Origin of the sequence: Helicobacter pametensis ATCC 51478 (genome assembly GCF_000518225.1) — a bacterium.
GTDB classification, from domain to species: domain Bacteria; phylum Campylobacterota; class Campylobacteria; order Campylobacterales; family Helicobacteraceae; genus Helicobacter_G; species Helicobacter_G pametensis.
Map to the genome: position 1 here is coordinate 1 of NZ_JADE01000010.1, position 16151 is coordinate 16151.

Sequence of the window (16151 nt, forward strand, 5' to 3'; positions counted from 1 at the left end):
CCAATGGTGAGAGTTGCTGATGCTAGGGTTGTGTTGTTAGTTTTACCTTGGAATGTGATGACATTTTTGCTGCTATTACTGCTACCATTGCCTGCTGAACTAAAAGTGATCGTGCTTCCAGATTGAGCACTGAGAGTGCCATTGCTAGCTCCATTGTTTCTGCCAGCAGTAACGCTAGCCTTATCAGCGGTGAAGATCAAGGTGTTTTGATCATTGGTTCCAGTTGCGATAACCTTATTAAACTTTCCGTGTTGGAGTTCTAGTTTGTTTTGAGCTCCGTTGGTTTTTCCATCCGCTTTGATCGTGTGAGCAACGACTGTGATTCCAGTTTTGGTCTCGATTCTAACGCTATTTTGCGAGCCTGCACCATTTGCATTGTAGCCATCATTGATGATGGTGTGTCCTCCAGTGGTGAGAAGTGTTCCCCTGCCTCCCTCTCCGATGTAGAGCGTTGCATCATCTTGTGTGAAGTTGATGAGATTTTGTCCAGCATTAGAATTGGATCCAGTCCCAGTGAAAGTGATGGTTCCACCTTTGGTATTTTTGAGAGTGTAGGTTTCGCCATTATTAGTGTTTTGAGAAGTTGTTGCGGCGCTCATATCACCAAGATAGATGATATTGCGTCCAATACCACTACTACTACTGTTACCTACAGCATTGAAAGTGTGGCGGAGGTCTAGGGATTTGTCAGTGGTTCCAAGATTGAAGACATTGTAACCCCCTTTGCTTGATTGGACAGAAACATCCACGATCCCATGTCCTTCGAATCGGATATCATTGGCGCCCCCGCCTTGGGCAAGAATATTGTCTCGTTTTTTGCCAATTGAAGTGATCATCGCTCCATCTTGTTTGAATACGATCTTGTTGTAGCCTCGACCATAGCTTGTGGTGCTACTACCAGTAGGATGAGAGGCAAGGATACTTCCTCTCATCGAGCCTTGATCAAATGTGACATGGTTTCCAGCATTTTTGTAGCCACCATTGTTGCCATTTGTGGATCCTGTCCCATAGGAGACGATGTCTCCAGTCATCACGATCGTGCTAGCTGAGTTCGCACCCTTGAAGGTCACGATTTTTTTCTGATGGTCGTTTCCTATCCCATTATTGTCACCAGCTTGAGTTCCACCCATGATATTTCCCTCCATCGTAGCACCCTCTTCAAAAGTAACAGAGAGATTTCCTATCTGGCTTCCATAAACTGTAAAATCACGGATATCTCCTTGCAATCCTCCGTTTTTGACTGTCACGGCTAGGTGGTGATATCGATTTTGTTGTGCTGGAGATGAGGCAGTGGAAGAAGTATCACCATGGCTTTGATCGGCATTGAAAATATCCCCTATGATTCTTCCTTGAGGGTTATCTGTGAAGTCGATGGTGATTTTGCTATTTATGTGCTCTCTACCATCCCAATGCCAATAGCCAGTCCGGATATTTCCTTCAAGATTGCCTTCTTTGATCTTGACTGTGTTATTGCCAGAAGCATCTATAAGCCAGATGCTTCCCTTCATCCCCTTGCCCAAAGTGGCAGTAAAGGTGTTGGGAAGATTGGCACGGCTTTTGGGATCTTGGTGCTGGATCTGAAGATCTCCGATGAGAGAAGGTCCTCCGCTAGCAGGTCCATCAATATCTAGGATAAATGTCTTATCTGTCTGATAGTCGAAACCGATAGTAAATTTTTGTTTGTCAAAGGCTAATCCACCACTTGGGATCTTTAGACCCTTGCCATCTTTGATCCTCATCTCAACTTTTGATACATTTTGATCGACTTCGATGCCTACTCGTCCATCAAATTTCGTGCCTCCTTTGCCAAACCTCACTGCCAATCTTTCACCATATGAGGCTACATAAGTATTTGGTGTGTAGTAGTTGTTATCTATACCCCATGCAAGAGATTGTTTGGGGATTAAGCCATTATTCTCTTGTTCTTCTGTTGGGGGGTTAGAGGGAAAGATTGGAGGTGAGGGAAAAGGCGTACCGATATAATGATAAGCCTCCTCACTCTTATCCACTCCATCTACGCAAAAGATCGGTCGATTATTGCCATTTGATTGTGTTGAGGCACAGGTATTTGCCATCACAAAAGAGCTAGAAAGTGTCAGTGCTAGAGAACTAGCAATCAGTGGTTTGAAAAGACCTGAAGTCTTAGAATGATTTATCCCCCCCCCCCCCTATATGATTTGGAAGCTTAGGATGTTTCATATTTATTTCCTTGTCTAGTTTGATATATTTGCTTGTATTAGGATAAGTCCATAAAAAGCGGCGGATTATATAAGAAAGATAGAGAATTTTTATTTACAAACTAGAATTTGGATCAAATATTAAATAGGATCAAATAGTTTTTGGAAAGGTTGTGAGCTTTACAAACGATAATAAAAATGATTATTATAATGTATAATTGCTCTCATTTTGAATATGGTGGTAGTGATGGAATTTTTGAGACTTTATTTGGATTATATTATTTTCTCCATTTTGGGCTTGATGGGGTTTGTCGCGATTTGGCTTAGTATCGAGCGCTTGATCTTCTTGTCTAGGGTTAAATTGGAGAGTTTTGCTTCTTTGAATGACTTGGAGGAGGCTTTGACAAAGCATATGACAACGCTCTATATTATCTACTCCAACGCCCCTTATGTCGGACTTCTTGGGACAGTGGGTGGAATCATCGTCACTTTTTATGGGATGAGTGAGGGGAGTGGGATTGATGCTAAGAAGATTATGGGGGATTTGTCTTTGGCGCTTGAAGCCACAGGAGCTGGCTTGCTTGTAGCCATCCCTGTGCTTGTGGTTTATAACGCTCTGCTTAGAAAAATCGATCTTCTCATCAATCGCTATAGGGCCAAAAATGCGCATTAAAAGGGGTGAGGGGCTCAATATCGTTCCTTTTATCGATATCATGCTCGTGCTTTTGGCAATCATTCTTTCTGTCTCAACTTTTATAGCACAAGGGCAGATTCCTATCGAGGTGCCCAAGGCAAGTGCTTCAGAGAATCCAAAAGATGAGCGAAGTGTGGTGATCGCTATTAGGGCAGATAATGCGATTTTTGTCGATGAGAAAGAGGTAGGGTTGATGGGGTTGCGTCACTCTCTTGAGAGTATCCCCTCTACAACTCTTGTCGAGCTTAGAAGTGATAAAGATTCCAAGTTTGATACCTTCATCCAAGTCCTCAATGTGCTAAAAGAAAAGCAACATGAACATTTTACAATTTCTACTCAAAAAGATTAAGACTCCTAGCTGGATTGGGTTTGGTTGTGCACTTGGAGTATATTGTGTGGGTGGCGGACTGATCTTTGGAATGATCCAAGAAACCAATGTCAATCCCAAACAAGAGGGAAATAGTGCTGTGACTTTGAGACTATCAAGCATCGATAGTGGAGGCAATCAAAGCATCTTCACAGAAAAAATCTCCCCCCCTCCCAAACCCAAGCCCAAAAAACATAAAAAGCGCAAACACAAAGAACAAAAAAACAAAGCAATCGCTCAAAAAAGTATCCCCCAAGAGACTCAAGAAGTCAAGCAAGCTCCCAAACCCACGCCAGCGTCAAACCTCACGCAAGAGGGCAATAGCAATACTCAGACGCTGGCATATAATGAGGGAGTGAGTGATGAGTTTTTATCCAAGATTCGCACAGCAATCGCCTCGCACAATCCTTATCCGCGTATGGCTCGTCTGAGGAAAATGCAAGGTGAGGTGGTTTTGGAGTTTGTTTTGGATATCGATGGCTCTCTTGATGGTGTGAAAATCCTCTCAAGCACAGCAGGTGAGATACTCAACAAAAGTGCTCTCAAAGCCCTCAAGCGAGCCTCAAGGGAATTTCCACTGCCAAGTCAAAAGGTCAGAATCAAAGTGCCAATCATCTATAGTCTAAGCGCTTAGTCGAGCTTGGATCAAGATTCTGGTGCTTTTTGTCTTTGAATTTATGACTAGAAAATGGGGTGTAATGAAAGGGTCAAAGAAGAATTTGAAGCGCTATTTGATGAATAATGCAAGAGAGCTTTTTGGTGGAAGTTGTGGCAAGATTTTCAAAGTGATCAGAGGGGCTAGGAATGTCCTTAAATTTTAAAAGCAAAAGAATGAGTACTCAAAGAAAAGCAGAACTTGAAAAACAAAATGGGAGAGGGAGATGAACCTACTAGAATTTATGCTCAGATCATCAGAATATATGCAAGATTATTTAGTCAGAATGACACATCACAGCACAGCTATTGAGGGAAACACACTCACTCAAGAGCAAACGGCTTCAATTCTCTTAAGTGGAGTGATCATGGGCAATGTTTTGGAGAGAGAGTTTTATGAAGTTAAAAATTACAAGAAAGTAATGCCATTTATTTTGCAAAGTATTCAAGATAAACAAAAACTCACCCCTCAACTCATTAGAGAAATCCATGCCTTTACTATGGAAAATCTTCTTGATAATGCAGGAAGCTTTAAAACAATACGAAACCTCATTGTCGGAGCAGATTTTGAAACAACAAAACCCTATCTTGTCCCAACAAGAATCCATGAGCTTTGCGATAATTTAGATTATCAGCTTCAAAATGCAAAAGATGATGATGAAAAATTAAAAATAATTCTCAAAACACACTTTGATTTTGAAAGAATTCACCCCTTTAGCGACGGCAATGGAAGATCGGGGAGATTGCTTATTTTTTATTCTTGTTTGCAAGAAAACATTCTCCCGCCCATCATTCAAAAAGAAGATAAAAACCTTTACATTGCCATTTTGAGGGGAGAAAAGCTTGATGATTTTTTTGCACTTGCAAAACAAATTCAAGCTAAAGAGCAAGAGAGGATGGAAATTTTTAAGCAAAACATGAGACAAAATACTTAAAAACTATCACTTCAAAGAAAAGTAGAGCTTGAAAAACAGAATGAGAGAGGGAGAGGGAGATAGTGCAAACAAAGGGGGGTGAGAAGATAAGGGCTAGGAGCGTTTGCAACTCCTAGCTTAATCTTGTAACAACATTTTAATAAAGTTTTGTTACAATCACAGACAGCAGAAATGCTATCAATATGATTCTCATCATGTCCTCCTCTATGGAGTGCATAACTTCCCCTTATGGAGTGCTAGTCCATAAGGGAAGCAACTCCACGATCAGATTTTATCCATTTTTTCCCTCCGATCACATCAAATTAGAGAAGTGCAATTGCTTTGTGTTATGTATGATCAATCATTTGGAAATCAGGATGGGGTGTGGATTAGAAATCCACATTGAGCGATAGGTAGTATCGTCTGCCTTCTCTGACATAGTTGTAGTTGTTGGCATAGGTTGGGGTGCTTCCTGCGATCTCTACATAGTCGATGAAGTTTTGATTGAGGAGATTGTAGATACCAAAATTGAGCTTGAAGTGTTGATCGAATCGATATCCACCGCCAAGATGGAGGAGGAAATAGGGCTTGTAATATTCGCTTAAGTGAGGGTTTTGGCGTTTGAAATCTTCGAGGGCAGCTAGGCTTGATGCACTTCTGCTACCAATCTGAGTGCGTAATTGCTTAGCTCTAAATTCTCCCCTCAAATAAAAATTCATTCCCAAGAAATCATAGGTGATAGATGAGTTGAGAGAATGCTCTGGGATGCCTGTGAGAGGCAATCCTTTGGCTACTCCTGAGGTTTGCTCTGTTTTGTTGAAAGTGTAGGAGATATTGAAGCCAATATGCCCATATTGTGTGTCATAGGGTTTGAATTCAAAGAGACTCTCTACACCATAGGAGATGGCTTGATCTGCATTGATATTGTAGCTACAGGTATTGCCAGAACTTGCACCACATGTCCCCCCACCACTGACTGGTACATTTGCCCCACTCTCTACGCTTGCACTTTGGATTTTGTTTTTAAATTGGATGAAAAAGCCTGTGATGGAAATCTCACTCCATCGATTTTCATTGGTGATGGAGAGTTCGTAGTTGATGGATTGCTCGGGTTTGAGATTTGGATTCCCATAAGTGGGTACAGTTCCTTGAGAGGTGAGACCATTGATGCCTTTGACAAGTTGAGAGACTGTGGGAGTTTTGTATCCTGTGGAGACTCCACCCTTCAAGATCAGATCACCGATAATGGAGCCTTGGAGGGGTTGATAGACAAGATAGGCTCTAGGAGAGATATTGAATCCAAAGGCAGAGTTATAGCTCCCTCTGAGTCCAAGAGTGAGAAAAATATGATCCAAAAAGACACTTTCATTTTCGACAAATAAGCTTGCATTGTGTTGATACATGAAGGGGCTTGGCACAGCCTTATCATAAAGAGAGGTAAACCAATACTGCCCTCCAGCACTCATTGTGTTGAAATCTCCAATCCCAAAGACGCTTTTGTGTTCCAAAATCACATCTTGTCCCAAAAGATTTCTATCTTCTCCAATGAGTGGGCTGCCACTTGGAGCTGCTGATGGGGTGATCAGTCTTCCGCGATTGAGGGTGGAGTTGTATTGGATGCTTGTGTCGGTTTGGAGATTCTCATAGGTTCCGATGTGAGCGAAGATAGCGTTATTTCTATAGAAGTAGAGATTTTTGTCATATCCTCCTTTGAGTGAGGCTGTGCCAAGGAGGCTTTGAGAGTTGTCATACCATTGCATCCCATGATCGATATCAAGATAAAAGTGATTTTGCTCACTTGGTGTATATCCTAGTCTTGCTCCGATATTGTGAGTATTGCTCTGGCTTAGTCCCACGACACCATTTCGAGAGAGAGATGTGTTGGATGATGGGATGATGATGAGATTTTTTGTGGGGACTTTTGCCCTGTATTGATCTTTTGCGCGCAATGAAAGCGTCCATTTTTTTGCCTCATCAAGTGGCCCACCCACCCAAAGGCTAGCCCCATAGAGATTCCCAAATTGTTTTTCTTCTTGGATGACTGAATCAAGTGTGATACTTCCACTCCATTTTTCTAGCTGCTTTTTGGTGATGATATTGACAATCCCTCCAATTGCATCGCTTCCATAGAGTGTGGAAGCTGGACCCCTGATCACTTCGATTCGTTCAATGGCAGAGATTGGAGGCATAAAGCCCGTGAAAGCTTCTGTAAATCCATTGGGAAGTCCCGCACTTGTTGTGTTTTGGCGTTTGCCATCAAGTAAGATGAGCGTGTAGCTTGAGGGCATTCCACGGATGGAGATATTGTATCCTCCTGTTTTGCCTACTTCTGCATCGATGCTCACTCCTGAGACTTGGGAGAGGGCTTCACCTAGATCCCTGATGGGCTTATTGTGGAGATCTTTTTGATTGATTGCTGAAATTGAAGCTGGAGCATTTTTGAGTTCTTGATCGAAACCAGAGGCAGAAGTCACGATTTCATCAAGATTGTATTGTTGATCTGCTGAAAAAAGTGCAGTAGCCACAGCAGAAGAAAGTAATAAAGAGTATTTTTTCATAAATTGTCCTTAGATAATGATAATTATTATCATAACAAATTTAAGGATAAAAGCATAGATTGAAGGATAGTTTTTGTAAGAAAGATGGGGTTAGGATATCTGTGTGTTTTTGTAGCGCTTAAATAAGATCCACAATCCTCCAAGCAGCATCAATATAGACAGAATCTGCCCCATACTCAAAATCCCATAGAAGCCTAGCTGGGCATCAGGTTGGCGATAAAATTCTGCTACAAATCTCATCAAAGCATAGCTGATGCCATAGATTGCGATGAGTCCACCCTCAAATTTGATGAAAAAGCGAGCAATATAAACAATCACAAACACAACAATTCCCTCCAAAAATGCCTCAATAAGCTGGCTTGGATAACGCAAGGCCCCATCGATATAGACACCAAATTGCATCCAAAATGTGTCACTTGGAGGGATTTCTCTCCCATAGAGTTCGTGATTGAGGAAGTTGCCAATGCGCCCAAAAACATAGGCAAGTGGGATGCTCAAGGCAAGCAAATCAAGATAGCGCCATAGATTTTGCTTGTAACTTCTAGCAAAGAGATAGCTTCCCAAAAGAAATCCAAGAATGGCGCCATGGTAGCTCATTCCTGAGATTCCGATGAAGTTCCCATGTGCATCAAAAGGATTGAAGATTTCCCATGGGGCAAGGAGATATTCCCATCTATTGGGGGAATATACGAGGATATAACCTACCCTAGCTCCCAAAATGATCCCAAGTTCAGCATAAAGAAAGTAGAGCTCTAGATGTTTGTCTGAGATGGAATCAAATGGAGGAGATTTTTTGAATCGTGATGCGATGAAGAAAGCACTTAAGAGTGCCATGACATAGGCGATGCCATACCAATGGACTTGGATTCCAAAGAGAGAAAAAGCAACGGGATCAAAATGAGCATACCAATTTGTGAGCATTATATTTTCCTGTATTGGACATGGAATTTCTGTGTTAGATAGAGGCTTTCTAGCATACGATAGTTGGAGTAATGTGTGACTGTGATTTGCACTTCATAGAGATAGGCATTGCTAAGAGTGAGCAAAAGTCCAAGAAATGAGAGATCTAGGGGGAAGGCCTCAAGCAAGAAATGTAGTTTTTTGATTTCTGGATATTGATTTGTAAGTTTGAGGATTGATCGCTTGATTGCAAAAAGTTCTTGGGGTGATTTGAGTTTGTCTTTGCAAGAAAATGAAATCAGTCCATCTAGCATCGTTGATGTGAGTTTCATTGAATGATTCCTTGAAAAATCGTGGGTTGAGGGGAGCTAAACTCATAGTCAAAAAGAGTAATTTTATGCGCATGAAGCATAAGGCGACTTGAAGGGCTACCTCCATAGAGTGTGTCTCCAAAGATGGGGTGAGAGATACTTGCAAGATGGACGCGGATCTGATGTGTGCGCCCTGTTTTGATCACTGCTTTGATGAGAGTTTTTTTGCCACTGATTTGCAATGGTGTGACTTGCGTGAGTGCGGGTAAGCCATCTTTGCTGATTTTACTTTTGGCAAAGCCTTTTTTGATCGTTAGAATGGGTTTGTTGATCTCTATTTCTTCACTCAATATCCCATTGACAATAGCAAGATATTCCTTATAGACTTTTTGGTTTTTAAATTCCATCTTGGCTTTGGTGTGAAAATCACTATTTTCTTTGATTAGGAGGATGACTCCACTTGTCTCACGATCTAGGCGATGGAGAAGACTCCAAGTGGGAAAAAACTTGCACAAATCATAGCTCTCAACAAATGCAGGCTTCTCAAGAGCGAGAATCTGTTCATCTTGGAAGATAATTTGGGGCTTTTGGACTTTTTGAATCACAAAGATTGTTTTGGGGCTAAGCTCGCCCCTTGCGATACTAAGACGCTTGCCATTGACGCTCACCAATCCTTTGTCAATGAGGGCTTTTGCTTCTTTGTTGGAGATGTTTTCTTGGAGTGCTAGGAGTTTATAGGCTTTTTGCATATCGTTTTCCTTTGAATGATAGTTAATTTTGTCTTGATAAGTTTAAGGGATTTGGTTTTTCTGTTATTTTCCACAAAAAGAATTCCTGATTTATGTTTAAAACAGTTTGTCCTTCCATTTGCTGACGAGTAATCCAATTTACATCATCATCTTGTATTTTGGAAAGATTAATGCAAGCAACTTGTCCATTAAAAAGATCAAAATGAATGGCATAGGTTTCTATACCATCCTCACGAAATCTTGCTTTTGCATCTAAAACCTTATGCTGTTTAATATCATTAATGCCTTGAAAGCCACTTTGTATTTCAAGGCGACAAACATTGGGAATTTCAAAATCAGGCTTTCCGCTTCTGTTGAAATTTTCCAAAGAAGTAAAATCGTCATCCCCTATTTTTTTGATTTGATTTTCAGAAACGCTCCAGATTGTTGCAATGAATTGCTTGAAAAATTCTCCAACCAAATATCCTCTCATCCAAGAAAAATATACTTCTTCTCTTCTTCTCCCTTGATTGTTTAATATTTGGAAAATGTTATTGAGTTTCATGGTTTCATAAACCCTAAAAAGTGCTGTATTAAAGAATAAGTCCAACTCTTGTTCTCTGTAACGAAAACAGTATGCATTATTGAATTTTGAAAACATATCTACTAATCTAGCATTGAGAGCCATAATATAACTAAAGTCAATACTGGGTTCAATATCTTTAGCCTTTAGAAATTGCTTAAAATTTTCTTTGTTTGTGAAACCTATCAATCTTCTATAGTCCTGAAAATCTTTATTTGCAAACATTATTGCTTTGCTCCTTGTAGAAAATGAAATACGGCATTGGAAAGCGCAAGACTCATCAATGGAGGTACAGCATTTCCTATTTGAAGTTTCTTGGAAGTGCTACTTCCGCAAAAAATATAGTCATCAGGAAAACTTTGTAATCTTGCGCCCTCTCTAATGCTTAAGGCCCTTGAATCTCGTGGATGAATACATCTAGAGCTACTGGGTGTTGAAAAGTTTCTAGTAATGGTTGGGGCGGGGGCATTCCACCACATTTTGGCATATGTATTTACATAGCCAGATTTTGGGCGGATGGAAATTGGCAAATCGTCTTTTGTTTGCCCATCTTGAAGAGTCTCCATAATGGCGATGAGCTTTGGATTGTTTTTTGGACTTTCGTGTTCAGTCAAATTTTGTGCTTTTTGCACAAATCTTAAAAAATCATTATTTGCTTTAAATAAATAGCCTAGATGATTTCCATTTTCTCCACTTTTTATTTGTGGTAGATCGCCTATAGCTTCTTTTAATGTGACAACTCTCTCTAGATTTGGTTTTGGGAAGGTAAAAGAGTGAGAAAAAGTTTCAGAAATCCCAACAACAATCACCCTTTCTCTAATTTGAGGAACTCCATAGTGCACAGAGTTTAAAACAGAATGCTGGATGTGATAGCCTGATTTTTTAAATTCCTCACATATGTATGAGAATAATTGTTTTTTTTGCATTGATAGCAAACCAACAACATTTTCAAAAATAAATATTTTTGGGTTAACTAATTTTAAGATTCTCAAATATTCTCGAAATAGATTTGCTCGATCGTCCATTTTTCGCTTACCAAGAGTGGAATAACTCTGACAAGGTGGACCACCAAGCAAGATATCAATCTCTCCCAAATTTTCAATATCTTTATCCTTGAGTTTTGCAATATCACAACAAAAAGTTTGAGTGTTTGGATGATTTTTTTTGTAACTCAAAATTGCTTCTTTATCAATGTCATTAGCCCATAAAATATTAAAATTTTGGTGTTGTGAAAAGCCAAAACTCAATCCGCCACAACCGCAAAAAATATCAGCAACAGAAAAAGTTTTTTTCACGCAATCTCCAATGTTATAAAAGCTATATTTGCGATATAAATTTTTGTTTGTATTATAACAATAGCTTTATTCGCTCTTAGTTACAAGCGTTTTTTCGGTAGATAATCAGTCCCATAAGCTCATCAAACTTGCTTTCATTTTCTCTGATAGAAGATCGAGATAAAGACTTGTAATTCTCTAGTTTTTTGCTTAATTCTTCCCTTTCAATGAGTTCATAGTTTTCAATGAGAGCAAAAAGTGCTTTTTGATTGAAGATGTGTTTCCCAGTAATGATTGGCACTTGGAAGAAGGCTGGCTCTAGTGGATTGTGTCCTCCTATGGGGACAAAGCTCCCACACAAAATCACGCAATCAGCTATCGCATAAAAGTTATTGAGTTCCCCCAAAGCATTTACAAGCACAATATCTCCCCAAGATTCTTTGTAGGTGGAGAAAGTTTTGGCGTATTTTTTGCACTCCTCTTTGCAAAGTTTTTCCACTTCATCAAATCTCTCAGGATGGCGTGGGATGATGATGAGTGTGGCATCAAGATTGAGAGGAAGAAAGGCATCAAGCACAAGCTTTTCTTCATTTTTATGACTTGAAGCACAAAGAATGATATCGCGAGATTTGGGGTAATGATGAGTGATTTTTGGGACGGAAAAGGTCTTGAGATTACCAAAAGATTTGACATTTTTTGCCCCCAAACTTTCTAGTCTTTCTTGATCAATTTTGCTTTGAGCAAGAACAATGTCTATAAGAGAGAAAAGAGAGCGATAAAAGAAGCGTAGCCTCATATAACTTTTGAGTGATGAATCTGAAATGCGTGCATTGACAAGAAGTGTCTGAGCTTGAACTTTTTTGGCCACCCAAAAAAGCATTTTCCAGAGTTCAGCCTCGGTCACAACTAAGGTTTGAAGGGATTTAAGATAAGGGAGATAGAAGGGAAGAAAAATCTCAAATGGCAAATAAGCAACGCTCAGCTGTTTGGGATAGCGATCTGTCAATATCTGAAGATATTGAAAGCCTGTAGAGGTCGTGCATGTGAGAAGGATTTGGGAGTGTTTTTCTTGAGCAAGCAGTGCATCAAGAATGGGCTCATAAGATTTGCTCTCACCAAGTGAGCAGGCATGAAACCAGTATTTGGGAGAAAAATCAAACCTAAAGCGAGTGGGAAAAAATCTTGCAGGGATGGAGTGTCGATACTTGGATTTGAGTGTGAGAAGAAGTAAGAAAGGTGCGGCGAGGCAATAAGCCACACAGCACAAACAATAATAAACGAAAGGAAATCGTGGAGCAGTGCTCAATGAGTCATTTCTTCGACAAAGAGGATTCTGCCACAGTGAGGACAGGTCGAGACAGAATCTCCTTTGAGAAGCTCAGAATATGCACGATCATTCAATCTAATGAAACATCCCCCACAGGCTTGCTTATAGACTGGGACGACACTTGTACTTTTTGCCCATTTGCGAACTTTTTCATAAAAAACAACAACTTTTTGATCCATCTTTTCAACAAGAGTTGATTTTTTCTTGGAGATCTCAGCTTGTTCTTTTTTGATTTCATCAATCTCTGAAGAGATCGCACCTTCAATTTCTTGGATCTGTGTATCAAGCTCTGCGAGCTCTTGATGTGAGGTTTGGATCTTCTCTTCTGTGGCTTGGATGAGTTTTTCGATCCTTTGGATTTCAGAATTTTGGAAAGTGATTTGCTCTTTGGCGATTTCTTCTTCGATATTGAGCGCTTTGAGTTCTTTGTCTGTCTTGACATCAGTCATTTTTTTGGTGATTTCTTCAAGTTTTGAGCTTGCACCGGCTAGGGTTTCTTCGCATTTTGTGAGCAAGATAGCATATTCATTTTTTTCTTCATTGAGATCAGCAATCAAAATCTCTTTTTTTTCTTTTTCTGTTTCTTTGGCTGTGAGATTTTTGCGAATTTGAGCAATCTTTGGTTCCATGAGATCAATTTCTTTGTCCAAGAGTGATACTTCAATGAGCTCTTGTAGATTTTTATTCATCAACTTTCCTTTTATCTATGACTTTGGTTAATAAAACCTTAGTGGGTTTTCCAAATCGTTTATTATAGCTTCATAGCCAAGATTTTGCAAAATTTTCCCCATGATTTGCGAAAAAAAGACTTCACTTGCAAAATGCCCAACATCCACAAGAGAGATTCCAAGACTTTGGGCTTCCATGGCATCGTGATGTTTGATATCTCCTGTGATTAAACAGCTTTGAGAATGCGGAGGAATCTGCTTGAGTGCAAACATCCCACTCCCACAAACAACAAAAACTTGTGAGATTTTTTCTGAAGCCTTGAGTGCTTTGAATAGTGAAGCATTGAGGGAGATTTTGAGGCGTGTTAGAAGAGTTTCAAAGCTTTGGGGAGCAAGGCGTGCTGAGATAATGAGATCCTTTTCAATGAGATTTTTAAATCCCAGAATCTGTGAGGCAAAAAAACGATTGAGATGTGTGCGATCAAAGTTTGTATGCATCGCAATCAAAGAACAATTTTTGGCCAAGAGAATGGAAGCAATATTACTTGGATAAGTCTGTGCATCAAGAGTTTTGATCGGAGTAAAAATGAGGGGATGATGAGCGATGATAAGGGAATTGGGTTTGATGGTTTGAGCAAGGAGCATATCCACTTCAAGTGTGGTGTAAATCTCTTGAAATTCTTGAAATGGATTCCCAAGATTTAAGCCGCTGTTATCCCATTTTTCTTGAAGAGAAAAGGGTGAAATCTCATCAAGAAGTCTATAAATCTCTTGAACTTGCATGCCCGTCCTTATCAAAGTAAAATAAATTTTTGAATGTTATGAGAGGTTTTTAAATGGTTGGGACAAAAGTGTGCTTAAAAATTGAAAAAATTCTCCCCTTTGGTTGCATTTTGGGCAAAGAAGAGATCTTGCTGCCTACAAAATATGCGCCAAAAGAAGTGCAAGTGGGGATGGAGGTAGAGGTCTTTGTCTATACAGATAGTGAAGATCGTATCATTGCTACCACACTCAATCCTTATGGAATCTTGGGAGAAATTGTGTGTTTGGAGGTTGTAGATATAAGTCCTTATGGGGTGTTTTTGGACTTGGGGATTGCCAAAGATATTTTGATGCCATGCAAGGATGCTGGGCGTTTTAAACTAGGAGATAGAGTGGCTGTGCAAATCCAAAAGGACAAAGAAGGGAGATTGCTAGCAAGTCAGAATCTAAGATTTCAAAAATATCGTGGAAGAGAGTTTGTGTGTTTGGAAGCTGTGGCTTATAGAAGAAGTCCTTTGGGGTTTGAGTGTATTGTGGAGAAAAAGTATCAAGGGATGCTTTTTGCCAATGAGATATTTGAGCCCATTGAGCTTGGCAAAAGTTATGCTGTGCAGGTCAAAAAAACACGCCAAGATGGCAAGATAGATCTCAAGCTCGCACCCAAAGATGAAGCCAAAGCCTTGCTAGATCTTTTGCACAAAAATGGAGGGCGATTAGAGATCGGCAAAGAAAGTGAGCCTCAAGAGGTGGTCAGAGTATGTCAGATGAGCAAAAAGGCTCTAAAGAGAGCCTTAGTGTCACTTGCCCAAAAAGTTGGACAAGATGAAAGGGGGATTTATCTTTTAGACAAATAGGGGAGCCAGTGCGATGATGGCAATAATGGCTGGTGCAAGATAAGCGATGATGATATACCAGATCTCAAAAAGAGCAGGTGAAAGGAATCCTTGTGTGAAGCTTTTGAGTCGTTGTTTGCCTACGACATAGCTTGCAAAAATAAGTGTCAAGAATCCTCCTAGAGGCATCAAGAATTTAGATGTGATGAGATCCATCCAATCAAAGAGATTGATTCCAAAGAATGTAAAGAGCGCACCATAATCTTTGGTGATTGAGAGAATGACAAATAATCCCACGATTGTGATTGCACCACAGCAAACCCAAGTGGATTTGGCTTGAGACCACTCAAAGCGATCTCTGAGGTAAGCAATCGCTGGCTCAACGATTGAAACTGTTGAGGTGATTCCTGCAAATGCGACACAAAGCATAAAGAGGAAAGAGATGATATTGCCAAATACACCCATTTGTGAGAATGCCAAAGGCAGTGAGATAAATAAAAGCCCTGGCCCTCCGCTTGCCTGTCCATCAAATTGGAAAATAAATGTAAAGATCATAAGCCCTGCTACAACAGAGATAAAAATTCCTGAGATTACCACCCATAGTGAGCTTGAGAGTAGATTTTCACCATCATTGGCATAAGCTCCATAGATGAGGATTGTTCCAAGCCCCAAAGAAAGAGCAAAGAAAACCTGTCCTAGCGCACTAAGAACAACATCGCCTGTGATTTTTTCAGGTTGGAAGCTAAACATAAAGGTCCAAGCTTCTTTGAATGAATCTAGTGTGATGGCATAGATCAATAGTCCAATAAAAATGATAAAAAGTAAGGGCATCAAGATGAGATTGAGTTTCTCAATCCCCTCTTTTGCTCCTTTGGCGACAATGTAGCCTGTGAGAAGCATACAGCCAAGAAAGCCAGCGATCTGGATGGGGAGGGATCCTGTCGCGAGTGTTTCAAATGAAGTCTGTGCCTCTTGAAGATTTGTAGGTAGATTGAAACTTCCAACAAATAGGTAATAGAGCACCCATCCCAACACAACTGCATAGAAAGTCATGACAAGGGGGCCACCAATTGCCATAATGCCGATAAATTTCCATGTACTCTTATGGTTGGGTTCAAGTTTGACAAAGCTGTCGACTGGATTGGTTTTGGCTTTGTTTCCTATGAGCATTTCAGCAATGAGCATTGAGACACCAATAGAAATAGCCAAGAATAAATAAAAAAGCACGAATGCCCCCCCTCCGTTTTGTCCTGCCATATAAGGGAATTTCCAAATATGCCCAAGACCTATCGAGCTTCCTAGGGTTGCCAAGATAAAACCTAATTTGCTAAAATTGTTCATCTTTATCCTTTGTATTTGAAAATTCTTCTTTGTACCCCATGATGAATATCTACATCCAAT

At 40.1% G+C, this 16151-nt stretch carries 17 protein-coding genes; 6 read left to right on the forward strand and 11 right to left on the reverse strand.

The genetic code is table 11. The annotated features are described in order from the left end of the window. Positions 1-2075, reverse strand: a 2075-nt coding sequence (locus tag T391_RS07820; protein ID WP_034583716.1) for an autotransporter outer membrane beta-barrel domain-containing protein, incomplete at its 3' end; no start/stop codon positions are given. A gap of 349 nt (positions 2076-2424) precedes the next feature. On the opposite strand from T391_RS07820, the gene exbB reads away from it, so the two are divergent. From exbB to T391_RS0103305, 5 genes are all read left to right on the forward strand, one after another. Beyond that, positions 2425-2850 (forward strand): TonB-system energizer ExbB, encoded by a 426-nt coding sequence (exbB, locus tag T391_RS0103280; RefSeq protein WP_027327137.1) that lies wholly within the window; start codon positions 2425-2427, stop codon positions 2848-2850. Then, positions 2840-3220, forward strand: coding sequence for a TonB system transport protein ExbD (gene exbD, locus T391_RS0103285; protein WP_027327138.1), 381 nt, complete (start codon positions 2840-2842; stop codon positions 3218-3220). Before exbB ends, exbD begins: the two co-directional genes overlap by 11 nt. After that, positions 3186-3872: an energy transducer TonB gene (locus tag T391_RS07825; protein WP_051420570.1), complete on the forward strand. Its 687-nt coding sequence runs from the start codon at positions 3186-3188 to the stop codon at positions 3870-3872. The genes exbD and T391_RS07825 overlap by 35 nt, the downstream gene beginning before the upstream one ends. A 64-nt stretch (positions 3873-3936) precedes the next feature. Continuing rightward, positions 3937-4059, forward strand: a complete 123-nt coding sequence (locus tag T391_RS08745) for a hypothetical protein (protein ID WP_267891539.1) — start codon at positions 3937-3939, stop codon at positions 4057-4059. 60 nt (positions 4060-4119) lie between these two features. Further along, positions 4120-4827, forward strand: coding sequence for a Fic family protein (locus T391_RS0103305; RefSeq protein WP_027327139.1), 708 nt, complete (start codon positions 4120-4122; stop codon positions 4825-4827). Between the two features lie 368 nt (positions 4828-5195). Here the strand turns inward: T391_RS0103305 and T391_RS07830 are convergent, their stop codons facing one another. The 9 genes from T391_RS07830 to T391_RS0103355 form a co-directional block, all read right to left on the reverse strand. Beyond that, on the reverse strand, positions 5196-7364 hold the full coding sequence (locus T391_RS07830) for a TonB-dependent receptor domain-containing protein (protein ID WP_051420571.1): 2169 nt from the start codon (positions 7362-7364) through the stop codon (positions 5196-5198). A gap of 90 nt (positions 7365-7454) precedes the next feature. Further along, positions 7455-8285, reverse strand: coding sequence for a prolipoprotein diacylglyceryl transferase (gene lgt / locus T391_RS0103320; protein WP_034583720.1), 831 nt, complete (start codon positions 8283-8285; stop codon positions 7455-7457). Next, positions 8285-8596: a hypothetical protein gene (locus tag T391_RS0103325; protein WP_027327142.1), complete on the reverse strand. Its 312-nt coding sequence runs from the start codon at positions 8594-8596 to the stop codon at positions 8285-8287. Before T391_RS0103325 ends, lgt begins: the two co-directional genes overlap by 1 nt. Continuing rightward, positions 8593-9324 carry an RluA family pseudouridine synthase gene (locus T391_RS0103330; protein WP_027327143.1) on the reverse strand — a complete coding sequence of 244 codons (732 nt, stop codon included), beginning with the start codon at positions 9322-9324 and terminating at the stop codon, positions 8593-8595. Before T391_RS0103330 ends, T391_RS0103325 begins: the two co-directional genes overlap by 4 nt. A gap of 22 nt (positions 9325-9346) precedes the next feature. Further along, positions 9347-10111: a hypothetical protein gene (locus T391_RS0103335; RefSeq protein ID WP_027327144.1), complete on the reverse strand. Its 765-nt coding sequence runs from the start codon at positions 10109-10111 to the stop codon at positions 9347-9349. Next, positions 10111-11181 (reverse strand): DNA cytosine methyltransferase, encoded by a 1071-nt coding sequence (locus T391_RS0103340; RefSeq protein ID WP_034583723.1) that lies wholly within the window; start codon positions 11179-11181, stop codon positions 10111-10113. The genes T391_RS0103335 and T391_RS0103340 overlap by 1 nt, the downstream gene beginning before the upstream one ends. A gap of 76 nt (positions 11182-11257) precedes the next feature. Then, positions 11258-12466, reverse strand: coding sequence for a lipid IV(A) 3-deoxy-D-manno-octulosonic acid transferase (waaA, locus tag T391_RS0103345; RefSeq protein WP_084340107.1), 1209 nt, complete (start codon positions 12464-12466; stop codon positions 11258-11260). Then, on the reverse strand, positions 12463-13176 hold the full coding sequence (locus T391_RS07835; protein WP_034583725.1) for a zinc ribbon domain-containing protein: 714 nt from the start codon (positions 13174-13176) through the stop codon (positions 12463-12465). Before T391_RS07835 ends, waaA begins: the two co-directional genes overlap by 4 nt. A 27-nt stretch (positions 13177-13203) precedes the next feature. Beyond that, entirely contained in the window at positions 13204-13938 is a 735-nt protein-coding gene (locus T391_RS0103355) for a Nif3-like dinuclear metal center hexameric protein (protein WP_027327147.1), read from the reverse strand. Between the two features lie 53 nt (positions 13939-13991). Between T391_RS0103355 and T391_RS0103360 the strand changes: the two genes are divergently transcribed. Continuing rightward, positions 13992-14771 carry a S1-like domain-containing RNA-binding protein gene (locus tag T391_RS0103360; protein ID WP_027327148.1) on the forward strand — a complete coding sequence of 260 codons (780 nt, stop codon included), beginning with the start codon at positions 13992-13994 and terminating at the stop codon, positions 14769-14771. On the opposite strand, the gene T391_RS0103365 is transcribed toward T391_RS0103360, so the two are convergent. Next, entirely contained in the window at positions 14760-16091 is a 1332-nt protein-coding gene (locus tag T391_RS0103365) for a sodium-dependent transporter (protein WP_027327149.1), read from the reverse strand. The two genes, T391_RS0103360 and T391_RS0103365, sit on opposite strands and share 12 nt — an antisense overlap. Between the last annotated feature and the right edge of the window lie 60 nt (positions 16092-16151).